Annotated in this window: 10 protein-coding genes; 3 read left to right on the top strand and 7 right to left on the bottom strand. The window is 63.5% G+C overall.

All coding sequences use genetic code 11. The annotated features are described in order from the left end of the window. The first annotated feature begins 40 nt into the window (after positions 1–40). A complete protein-coding gene (locus G341_RS20480; protein ID WP_187329153.1) occupies positions 41–676 on the top strand; it encodes a recombinase zinc ribbon domain-containing protein in 636 nt (211 codons plus the stop codon). On the opposite strand, the gene G341_RS0100465 is transcribed toward G341_RS20480, so the two are convergent. The 5 genes from G341_RS0100465 to G341_RS0100445 form a co-directional block, all read right to left on the bottom strand. Continuing rightward, positions 645–1,349, bottom strand: coding sequence for a hypothetical protein (locus G341_RS0100465; protein ID WP_018177141.1), 705 nt, complete (start codon positions 1,347–1,349; stop codon positions 645–647). The two genes, G341_RS20480 and G341_RS0100465, sit on opposite strands and share 32 nt — an antisense overlap. Before the next feature lie 170 nt (positions 1,350–1,519). After that, positions 1,520–1,684: a hypothetical protein gene (locus G341_RS23940; RefSeq protein WP_187329152.1), complete on the bottom strand. Its 165-nt coding sequence runs from the start codon at positions 1,682–1,684 to the stop codon at positions 1,520–1,522. Continuing rightward, on the bottom strand, positions 1,681–2,934 hold the full coding sequence (locus G341_RS20475) for a replication initiator (RefSeq protein ID WP_155826666.1): 1,254 nt from the start codon (positions 2,932–2,934) through the stop codon (positions 1,681–1,683). Before G341_RS20475 ends, G341_RS23940 begins: the two co-directional genes overlap by 4 nt. A gap of 86 nt (positions 2,935–3,020) precedes the next feature. Then, positions 3,021–4,415, bottom strand: a complete 1,395-nt coding sequence (locus G341_RS0100450; protein WP_018177138.1) for an FtsK/SpoIIIE domain-containing protein — start codon at positions 4,413–4,415, stop codon at positions 3,021–3,023. Between the two features lie 130 nt (positions 4,416–4,545). Next, entirely contained in the window at positions 4,546–4,875 is a 330-nt protein-coding gene (locus tag G341_RS0100445; protein WP_018177137.1) for a hypothetical protein, read from the bottom strand. Positions 4,876–5,063: 188 nt separating this feature from the next. Here G341_RS0100445 and G341_RS0100440 point away from each other — a divergent pair, with 188 nt between their 5' ends. Both G341_RS0100440 and G341_RS0100435 read left to right on the top strand, forming a co-directional pair. Further along, entirely contained in the window at positions 5,064–6,245 is a 1,182-nt protein-coding gene (locus G341_RS0100440) for a helix-turn-helix domain-containing protein (protein WP_155826664.1), read from the top strand. Continuing rightward, positions 6,242–6,952: a creatininase family protein gene (locus G341_RS0100435; protein WP_018177135.1), complete on the top strand. Its 711-nt coding sequence runs from the start codon at positions 6,242–6,244 to the stop codon at positions 6,950–6,952. The genes G341_RS0100440 and G341_RS0100435 overlap by 4 nt, the downstream gene beginning before the upstream one ends. A 2,429-nt stretch (positions 6,953–9,381) precedes the next feature. Here G341_RS0100435 and G341_RS23665 read toward each other — a convergent pair. Continuing rightward, positions 9,382–9,801, bottom strand: coding sequence for a hypothetical protein (locus G341_RS23665; protein ID WP_155826662.1), 420 nt, complete (start codon positions 9,799–9,801; stop codon positions 9,382–9,384). 34 nt (positions 9,802–9,835) lie between these two features. Beyond that, positions 9,836–10,471, bottom strand: coding sequence for an MspA family porin (locus tag G341_RS20470; RefSeq protein WP_018177132.1), 636 nt, complete (start codon positions 10,469–10,471; stop codon positions 9,836–9,838). Positions 10,472–10,512 lie beyond the last annotated feature (41 nt).

Raw genomic sequence — 10,512 nt, 5'->3', positions numbered from 1 at the left:
CCGCTCACGGGTCTCCTGATCGAACTTGCGTGGTGCTGCCATGACCGCATTCTCCTGGTGCGTTCACGGTCTCCGCCAGACCCAGGACGGTTCAATGTTGCGGTGCGGCAAATGCGGCAACACCTTGTTCGCCGCCGCGAGAAGCGAAACGAAAGAGCGCAGAGTACGACGGTACGTGTGCCTCGCTGGCCCCGATCACGGTGGTTGCGGCCGGTTGACTGTGGTTGCTGTACCCGTAGAGGATCTGCTGGTCGATGCGGTGCTGGCCCGGCTGGACTCGCCCGGTTTGCGGAAAGCATTGGCAGGCAAGGCGAAAGAAAGCCCGGACACGGCGAAGCTGACAGCGGAGATCAGCGCGGACACCGCGCGGCTTGATGAGCTGGCGGGTCTGTATGCCGATGGTGCGGTGACGGCACGCGAGTGGATGACCGCGCGCAATCCGATCGAGGAACGGATCCAACGGGCGCACAAGGACATCGCCGCCGTGTCCACCGACGGCGCTTTGTATGAGCTGGTCGGGACCGGCGAGTCGTTGCGGGGCCGGTGGGACGAGCTATCAATCGACCGCCAGCACGCGATCGTCAAGACCGTCCTCGATCACGCTGTCATTGCGCCCGGTACGGTCGGCGCCCGATCCTTGGATATCAACCGAGTCCAGCCACAGTGGCGGTTGTGACGACCGCCTGCTGCCCGCGCGTTCGATCCGCGTTGATCTCGCGAATGGCCGCGTTGATGTAGAACGGATCAATCTGCGCACCAATCGATTCCCACGCGTCATGATCAGACAATCTCGGGACCGGATTGACGCTCGCGTAGCTTCGCGAACTTGGTCGAGCGGGCTGCATGTCCCATGCTCGCCGCAGGACGATGTTCGCAGTCGGCGCGCTGACAAGGGGATCACGATGACGTTTCCGTCGAAACTGGTTCTTCGTGAGTGCCCACACGGACGCCGGCAAGATCTGCTCGATTTCGGCGCCGTTCGTTACTTGGTGCAACCGGCACCGAGCACACTCAACCTCGACCAAAACCACCATGCGCAGCATGACAACCATGGCGACAATCCACAGTAGCGCCGACGCGTGCGCAGCTGTCGTCAGCCAGCCCGGAAATCCATGGGCAAACGGAAATGTCACAGTCAGCTGAAAGACGCCGAGGACGACAACTGCCACCATCGCCCGGCCGATATGCCCCTTCTCTGGGTATCGCTCTCGTGCATCGATCCAGAGAATCATGTTCCGCGCCTTGTGTTGTAGGCGTTCACGGACCACCTCGGACAGCCCATCTGCTTTCGCCTGAGTGAGAAGATTGTTGATCTGTCGATCACGACGGTCAGACCAACGGTTGTTCACTATTGACACGGCAAGTCCAACTGCACCGATAGCGACTGAGACGAGACCTTGTATGTACTGGAGTACGTGCATAGGCGGGACGATATTGGTTGGCACCGACAGTGTCGCGGAGGTGCTGCCGCGACGCCGCGAGCGCCGTCTTGCCCTATGGCGGGTGTGGCTGGGTTTGGTCAGTGTTTGAGCAGGACCGCGACCTGGTTGATGACGGTGGGGTCGGTGATGGTGAGTGGGACTCCTTGGCGCTGGCAGGATTCGGTGAGCCAGGCACGGAACGCGTGATCGTGACACTGCGATCTGCGCGCAGTCGAGAGGCGTTCGACGGTTGGGGCGGTCATGGCGGACCGCCGGAGGGCCACGCGTTCTCGCGGCGAGCCCACAGCTGTTCGAGGTGCCGGTGGGCGGCTGCGAGGGTGAGTTGGTAGTCGCCATTGGTGAGGTGTCCGGCACCTGCGAATTCCCAAGGATCACAGGCACTCTCGCCACTATTGTCGTTGTGCTCTTCGGGGTTGTCGGTGCTGGTGTGTTGTTGGCGCCAGAGGGCACGGATCTGGCGGAGGTGTCCGAGGGTGGTGGAGTATCGGCGGGATTTGGTGGTGACATGTCCGCGGTAACCAAGGGTGTGTAGCCACCGCGTCATCGCCGCATAGTCGTCGGGCTGCTGGTCGGCGAGATCGCGCAGGGTGCGCCAGATCTGCAGGACGTGTGGGCTCACCTGGGCGGCGATGGTGGGATCGTCGCAGGCGGCGGGGCTGATCGGGCGTGGACTGATCCCGGCATCGGTGACGGACTTGGTGACGTATTTGGCGAGGTAGCCGGCAATCTTGCGTCGCTGCGGTTGCGTTATCGATGCGTCGAGAGGCCGAGCGTCAATCTGCGGCCCGAACCGCAACTCCCGCAAGCCATCCGGCATCGATTGATCTGGGATCGGCAGGTTGATGGCACGGGCGGCCTCCACTGCGAGGGCGGCCAGGTCGCTGCTGCCGATCGGGAAAACCTGTGAACCACAGTCATTCCCATGGTGTTCGGGGCGGTCGAGACGGATGACGGCGTGGTAGTGCGGGATGAGGCGGGCCTGGTTTTCGTGCACTTTCAGGAACGACAGCCGCACAGCATCTTTCGGCACACCCAATGCTCGCAGCTGGGCAGTCAGGAGTCGCCGTAGCCGCATGGTGAAGCGTTGCCACAGCGTCGGTGCCCACCAGGCGAAGAGCACATGCCCGCGGTAGTCGTAGGTGTCGGGGTGGCGGGGCTGCCCGGCCCATGTGCGGTGTTCGGATGGGTGGACCGGCCCGAACGAGGGTGCGGTCAACGTGAGAAACACCTGCGGATGGTCGGTGACGGTGTCGGGGATGTTGTGGCGGCCGCCGAGGATGCCGGCGTGGACCAGTTGCCAGGTGTCTCCGGCATATAGCCGGGAGCAGGAGATGCAGACCGCAGCGCGGCGGTTGCCGCAGCGGATGGTGAGGCGGTCGGCGGCGATGAGTCCGTGGCGGCGGTGCAGGTGGATCGGGTGCAGGCAGTAGCCGGTCGCCTGCACGCGTGCTGCCCATCGCGGGTAGTGCTGGCCGCCGGCGCGGCGCAGCATTTCCCGGACGGTGGCCGCATCCAAGTCTGCTGCGGGCGTGGGCAGCAATGCATGTGACGGGTTCGGCGACACTGGTTCGGGCCTCTCTACTTCTGACCGTCGGTGGTGCGGCCGTAGCGGCGGATGAGGGCGGTGATGTCGTGGTCGGTGTAGTGGAAGGCGCGCACCAGGATCGGTGTGGCGGCGCCGTCGATGGCGAGGTAGCCGGTGCCCGGCTGATCGTCGGGAATCTGGTGGGCGGCGGCGCCACGCTCGATCGCACCCGGGCCAAGGATCATGGTGGTTTGGGTGGCTTCGGCCATCCGCAACGCGAGCCGGGCCGGGAACAGTTGCCGCATCGGGACGATCTCTTTGGATGGATCTTGGACGGCGGCAACCACACTGACGCCGACAGCGCGGCCTTGGGTAAGCAGCAGCCCGAGGTTTTTGTCGACTGCGGTTTTGGTGGTGCGGTCACAGAATGCGGTCAAGGCCGCGAGTTCATCGATCACCACAATGATCAGCGGGTCCGCCGCGGTGGGGGTGTGCGACCGGGTGACGCCACGTAGTCGCTGCGCCCGGTCGGTCATGAGAGCTGTAGCGTCGGCGAGCATCTCGGCGATCGTCTCGGGGGTGTAGGCGAACCGGGTGAACAGTGGTGTGCCGGCACCGAATTCCATGCCGCCCTTGGGATCAGCCACCCACAACTGGACTTCGCCGGTGGCGGTCGAGGCTGCTGCCGCACCGATCAGCGACCACAACACCGAGCCCTTGCCGGAGCCGGTGACCCCGCCGATCAGGAGATGGGTGCCCAGGATCGGCAGCCGCCACGGCGTCCGGTCGCCGCGTAGCCCGAGATGCAGGGACCACTGCCGTGCCGAGCCACTGCCGCTGACCGGTCCGGACGCGGGGGTGATGGGTTCGGCGAGCGGCTGTTGACGGCGAATCGCCAGCTGAATGACGGCCGGTTCCGGGCGGGTGACGGTGATGGTGTCGGCGCCAAACGCGTCGGCGAGTGCGTCGGCGGCTTTGCGGAAGTCGGTGAGGGTTTGCCCGCGTAGCGGCCGGACCGTGAGGACATCGTCGGTGGCGGTGAACTGGACCCGGACCAGCGCAGGTACGAGGATTTGGTCGCCGCGGGTGCGTGATAGCCCGCAGTCGGTGCAGACCGCGGTCCATGACCGGTAGCGTCGCCACACCAAGCAATGGAACCGGATGCGGTCAATGGTGTAGCGCCGCAACGATACTGGCGAGTACACGGACCAGGCGATGATCGCGGCGCCGGTGGCGATGGCGGCAACGATGGTCCACACGGCCCCGGTCTGCCAGTAGATGACGCTGAGGCCGGCCGCGGGGACGGAAACGATCGGTAGCCGCCATGCCCACACGAGGATGAAACGGGCCAGACGCCATAGCCCGGTGGCGATCGATCCGGCGATCTCGTCTGCGGTGGTATCAGGTTTGCCGCCAGTGTTCGGGGTCGTCGAGGGAGTGTCGTTCATGAGGGGGATCCTTTGGAGTGCAAGAGAATGCGAGAAATCAAGTGGCTGAGATTGACGCCGGAATCGATAGGTGACTCGGCGGGCCGGCAAGGCCAGGACGATCACGTGCAGGATCGTCCTGGCCGACCGGCTACTTCTGCCGCGCCGCGGCCGCAGCTGCCTCAGCCGGGACGATCGAGTCCGCGCGGAACGCCACACCTGAGCGGTCGCCCTGACTCCACGGAATCGCCACCAAACCAGTCACGGTCACCTGCTGCGTGACAGTCAATTTCGGGTCACCGGCCACCGTCACCGTGATGATCTCGCCACCAGACTCGTCCGGGGCGAGCAGCTGCACGCCGTACTGGGCCAGACCGGTGACCGGGTCGAGCTTGGCGCCGCCGGTGTCGAAATTCGTCTTCGGCTCCGGTTCCTTGGTGACCAGGTGCCGGGTGGTCGCGGTATCGATCTTCAAACGCATGATGTTCCTGCCTTCTGTGTGGGTGGCCGCGTGTCCGGCCACCTATTCAGCACAGCCGCCGCGGACGCCGCAGAAAATTGACAGGGGTTAACAGGGGTCAACATTCGGACACGCAAGGACACCATTAACCCCCGGTGATCAGGCACAATCGGAAAGCGATGACAGCGCCGCTTCCGAATCTGCAGCCCATGACGCCGGGTCAGGCGATTCGCGCTGCCCGCGCTCGGCGTAAGTGGTCGCAGAAGACACTGGCGCGCCATGTCGTCAGGGTCAGCGAGGATCGAGGACTGATCGCCGATCCCGGATCCTGCATAACGCAGATTTCGCGGTGGGAGAACGACGTCGTCAACCCGTTGCCGGCGACACGAGAGATGCTGGCCGAAGTGTTCGAAACTAGCGTCGAGGAACTGTTCGGCCTCCCTACCGATTCCCAGCTGCCGCGACCATTGATCCTGGAAGCACGCGTCACCCCGGAAACATTGGCGTTGTTGGAGGATCGGCGGTCGGTTACCGTACGGACCGAACACACCTTCGGCCCGTACTGGGCTATCCGCCAGCTCAGCGACGATGTGGCGATGGCACAGGACTTCCTGAAGATCGCCCCAGAGCAGCACCGTCCAACGCTGATCCACCTGGTTGCCCGGCTGATCGAGCTACAGGGTTGGACTCTGCAGGAATCCGGGCACACCACCGAGGCGGTCGCGATGACCGATCAGGCCAAGATGTACGCCGAAATGTCCGGAGACCCTGCCCTACACGCGATGGTGACGATGCGCCTGTCGAACACACTGACCGCAAATGATCCACAGCTTGCCGGCATGTACGCGCAGAAGGCCCACGACCTCGCGGCCAGCGAAACCGATTCACGCCTGCATGCCATCCTCGCCCGCCAGTCAGCGCTCACGGCCGCACACATGGGTGATCAGCATGCCGTCGCTGACCACCAAGCCCGCGCGGACGACTATGTCGACGCCGCACCACACAAGCTCGTCGGCTACGTCGATAAGTCCTATATCGACAGCGAAATGGCGTACGCCCACCTACTCCTCGGGGACGCCGCCACCGCAATGACACTGCTGGCCGGCCATGTCGCGCAATGGCGCAACCCCGGTCAAGCACGCGACCACGCCGTCGCCCGGGCACGCTATCTACATGCTCTCTGCCTCGCCGGGGACTACACCAGTGCCCACACCGAATACGAGACAGCGCTCGCCGCCTACGCCGGCGCACCATCAGCGCGGGCTCGCAACTCCCTGCGCGGTGTCCTCACGACTGCAGCGATCACCCGGCCTGGACCACGTCACACCTCGATTGCGACGACCATCCGTCGACACATCGACATGATCCTGAAAGAGGGAGGCATCAAATGACCGTTCTGCCAACCACCACCAGCACCGACGACGCTGCCCGCGCTGCGATCGCAGTGCTCCCGGTCGGCGCACTCGAACAACACGGCCCGCATCTGCCACTGGTGACCGACACCCTCATCGCCACCGCGATCGCCGACGCGGTTAGCCTGCGGCATAACCTTTTTCAGCTCCCGCCGATCACCTTTTCCTGCTCACACGAACACGCCGCGTTCCCCGGTACCGTGAGCATCAGCGCGACAACACTTACCGCCATGATCGCCGATATCGCAGCATCGCTCCGTGCGCAAGGCATCGGCCGCCTACTGATCGTCAACGCACACGGCGGCAACTACGTTCTGTCCAATATCGTTCAGCAGTCCACCACCACCGCGCCCACCATTGCGCTCTACCCCAGCCGCGACGACTGGGATGAAGCCCGAACGGCAGCCGGGATGATCACCAACGGCCACGACGACATGCACGCCGGCGAACTCGAAACATCCATCCTGCTCGCCACCGCACCCGAGTACCTGCGCGACGGCTGGCAGAACGATGATCACGAGGTACCCGACCGGCGCCACCTAGCCACCCTCGGCATGCACGCCTACACCAACTCCGGTGTCATCGGGCGCCCCTCAGCAGCAACAGCAGACAAAGGAAACTCTGCACTCGACTACCTAGCGACCAACTCCGACCACATCATCAGCATCCTCAGCCCCGGGTCCTAACACCGCGGCCTCCGCTTCCGCTCGCTCTGCTCCCGTCCGCTGCGCTCCCGTCCGCGCCACTCGCTCCCGCTACGCCCGCCACACCACCGAACCCGAACCGCAACCTGAGATCACCAAATCAGCGACGTGTTCAAACTTTCTCTACTGCTATTAAAAGAACTACCTGCAGTTTTCCGGCCGCCGGTCGCGGGCTGCAGGTAGCGTCCGCATACTCCGCGACAGCAACGCCCGACTGGCGATCCTGCTCGCCCGCGGTCGGCTCTCCCCGTGGCTACAGGGACCAGACCGGCTGGCGACGGTATTCAGCGCGTCGAGCGGAACCTGCATCCGCAGCAGGAGACACGATCGACATTGCCGGTCAGCCGCACGCCGCTCACATCCTTATCGCCATGAGTCCCGCGCCCGCGAGAGCCGAGCTTGACCGAACTAACGCTGTGCACTTCGGTTGCGATTGCACACTGACAATTTGATTAGAACGGTATGAAATCAGATAGTCGTGCGAAGAATCGCACAACTCGGCTCTTGTAGATTCGATCGAAACGTTCACGGTCCGGTAGTACGAAATTGTCAAGCCACCATCCGCGGATGCGTCCGGGTGGGCGAGTTTCGTCATCGGCCATCAGCAGTGTCCTCACTCGTTACAACCAGGTCGACAAGGTGTCCGATTGCGATCACTGCTCCTGTCGCAAGCAGGAGCCAACCAGTCGCGCGGTCATCTTGCCCGAGTCTCCATCCCCCAAATATAGCCAAGGCAACCCCAGCGGCGAGAACGACAGCTGCTTTGGTTCGTAGCCCAAACCTATTCTCCAGGAGACTTAAGACGAATATGACAGCCGAAAATAGGAAACCGAATATCAGCCCAGACACAATGAAGTTTTGGTTGCCGAACAACCACTCCATTAAAATCCCGATGCAACATGCTGCCACGAGAACGTAGATAGCTGCAACCACTGCCGGAGCTTTACGTGTTTTCATTGGATTCATTGCGATTCCCTTACACTAGCTCGTTCGGATTTTGCGTCCCTGGGTCGTGTCCATTTGGACCGAATTCGTAGCCGCGGCCCATTGCACCTTTCGACCCGGCGTTGGGTTGGTCTGTCGGGTTGTGGGAAGGCGCGGTTCCGGGCGCACTGGGGGCCGGGTTCGGTGCAGGAGGTGTTGGCGGGGCCGTACCGTCCTTTTGCAGGGGCGGCGGGCTTTGTTGCGCAGGTGGAGATGGGGTTTGGTCCGGCGTTGGTGGTGTCATATTGGGTGGGCTTTTCAGTGGTGGTTCGGGATCTCGGGGCGGTCCCGACGGGTCCGGCGACACGCGTAGCGGCGGATCGTCGTGTAGCGGGCGCGGAACCAACGGCTCGTTGTTAGGTGGCCGGACCGGGCCGTCTGGCAGCCTGATGCTGTCAGGGCCATTAAGCGGAGGCGGGCGATCGAATAGTCGACCGCGTATGAGGTCTAGTATCGGCGGCAATAACTTTTCCGACAGAATTTTGCTAATCGTTCGCGTTATAGACTTAATGAAGATCTTGGTGACCGTGCGGCCGAATATGAGTTCCATTGTCTCATCGAACACCACGCCACCGAATCGCAAGATGGCTGCTATATACGCTCCTTCAGGGAGAATGTAAGCCAGAGCAATCGCCAGCCCTGCGATAAAAATCTGTCCGACAATGGATTCTCCGAATACCTTCAGGACATGTTGCCAAGTGAGACCGTCAGGGATGCTGCCGCCGATGCAGGCGCCGCCGGTGTGGTGGCCGAGGGGGCAGAAGCCGAGGTCTTGGGCGTGTCGGTCGCCGGGGTGGGCGTTGCGGATGTCGAGGTGTTTTTCGTTGGGGCGTGCGTTGCCCATGTCCAATGTCGGCCCGGCTGCTTGGCTCGGTGTCGGGACTATGGTGTTGGCTGGCGTCTGACCAGGTGGTGGACCGACCGGAATCGTGGATGTCTGCGCGGGCGGTGTCGGTGATCCTGTTGCCGGGTTCTGGCCGGGGACGGGCACGATCGGGGTGCCGTTCCCGGCGCCGGGCCCGGGGCCGGCGTCGACGTGCATGCCGGGGCCGTTGCCGTTTTCGGTTGGCCCGGCCGGTGCGGTGGTGACCGTGGGTGGTGTGGTCGGAGGGCTGTAGGTGGGCACCGAGACGCATGGCCAGAGCGGCCCATACTGGGCCCGCAGCGCGTCGCAGCGGGCATCAGCGTGTGCCTGGCCGGCCCCGGTCGCGAACGCGGCAAGTAACAGCGACAAAGTCGCAGACGCCAGGAGCGCGGTAGCAAACGCGGCCCCGGCGCCTCGCCGAACTCGGTCGGTCCAGGCAGTGCCGCGTGAACTATGGGCTGCTACAGGCTGATTCATGTCGTGTCCCGGGTCGGCTGAAGCTACTGGAGTCGGTGTCTACGCATCGCCATCGGCGTGGTTTCCGCTGGTGAGTGGCACGTCCCTAGTCCTCGGTGGAAGGCCAGTATTGGATGACATCAATGATGTTGTCCGGATCGCCGGAAAACTTGACTCCGACCTGCCCGTCGGGTTTGCTCGCTACCTCGTCCACGATCTGCTGTCGGCTAGCGCCGGTGACCGCCCAGTTGCCGCCACTAACAGGGCGAAGGGTCTTGTAGTAGCGCGATTCTGGCCGCAGATGCACCCGGGTGTGATCCCGGAGCCCTGGCTGATCGAGGAACCGTACAAGACCGATATGGGCGGCCTTCACAGTTTCGTCGTGGTCGAGCCAGACGATGGTCCCGCCTGGGACCTGCTGCACGACGAATGCTTCCGCGGTGCCGGCACCGAGCACGATCGGAGCCGCAACCGCGGCCGAGGCGGCTAGTCCAGCGATAATTCGTTTTCTGCCAACTGTTTTCATCGTAGAACTTCCCTTGTTCTCGATACTGGTGGGATCAGAGGGTGACGGGTTTGCCGTAGACGTTGGTGGTGGTGTCGTTAACGCGGGTGGAGATCGCGACGCTGGCGTAGGGGCGGATGGAGATCCCGGATAGGCAGCCGGAGATGACGATGTGCACCCCGATCATTTGCATCCCGGCCTGGGAGCCTTTCAGGGTTTTGGTGCCGAACTTGAAATCGTTAATCACCCCGGGTTTCACCGTCGCCGACACGCTCGGGGTGATGCCAACGTTCGCGGTCAGGGCGGGCGGATAGGAGATGGTGACACCGACACTGGGACTGAGTGCCAGGCCCAGTTGCATGCCGTTGGAGACATCGATGCCGCACGCCAGCTGCAGCCCGTACGTCAAGGTCCCCGCGTCTACAGGTACGCGGCCGTGGCCGCCGATCACGCCATTGCTGTTCAGGTCGATGAACGCTTCCCTGGTGAACGGAGACTGATCCAGGACGGGCACCTCGTGTACCGCATAGGCGGACAAGCCGACGCCCAGCGTCCAGCCGTCCGGGGTGGTCCTGCTGGTCGCAACCGAAGGGTATTGGGTTGCGTTGGCCTCGCCGGTCCCTAACGCGGCGCCGACTGAACCGTCCTGGGTCTGGCGGAGACCGTGAACGCACCAGGAGAATGCGGTCATGGCAGCACCACGCAAGTTCGATCAGGAGACCCGTGAGCGGG

The sequence above is a fragment of the Jongsikchunia kroppenstedtii DSM 45133 genome, from assembly GCF_000380485.1.
In the GTDB taxonomy this organism is placed as follows: Bacteria; Actinomycetota; Actinomycetes; order Mycobacteriales; family Mycobacteriaceae; genus Jongsikchunia; species Jongsikchunia kroppenstedtii.
This window is presented reverse-complemented; position numbering and strand designations above follow the sequence as displayed.

Coding starts and splice junctions, on each gene's coding strand:
- G341_RS20480 (WP_187329153.1), top strand. CDS start 41: ATGACCGCATTCTCCTGGTGCGTTCACGGTCTCCGCCAGACCCAGGAC.
- G341_RS23665 (WP_155826662.1), bottom strand. CDS start 9,801: ATGAAAACAGTTGGCAGAAAACGAATTATCGCTGGACTAGCCGCCTCG.
- G341_RS0100450 (WP_018177138.1), bottom strand. CDS start 4,415: ATGAACGACACTCCCTCGACGACCCCGAACACTGGCGGCAAACCTGAT.
- G341_RS0100445 (WP_018177137.1), bottom strand. CDS start 4,875: ATGCGTTTGAAGATCGATACCGCGACCACCCGGCACCTGGTCACCAAG.
- G341_RS20470 (WP_018177132.1), bottom strand. CDS start 10,471: ATGACCGCATTCTCCTGGTGCGTTCACGGTCTCCGCCAGACCCAGGAC.
- G341_RS0100440 (WP_155826664.1), top strand. CDS start 5,064: ATGACGCCGGGTCAGGCGATTCGCGCTGCCCGCGCTCGGCGTAAGTGG.
- G341_RS20475 (WP_155826666.1), bottom strand. CDS start 2,934: ATGCTGCGCCGCGCCGGCGGCCAGCACTACCCGCGATGGGCAGCACGC.
- G341_RS23940 (WP_187329152.1), bottom strand. CDS start 1,684: ATGACCGCCCCAACCGTCGAACGCCTCTCGACTGCGCGCAGATCGCAG.
- G341_RS0100435 (WP_018177135.1), top strand. CDS start 6,242: ATGACCGTTCTGCCAACCACCACCAGCACCGACGACGCTGCCCGCGCT.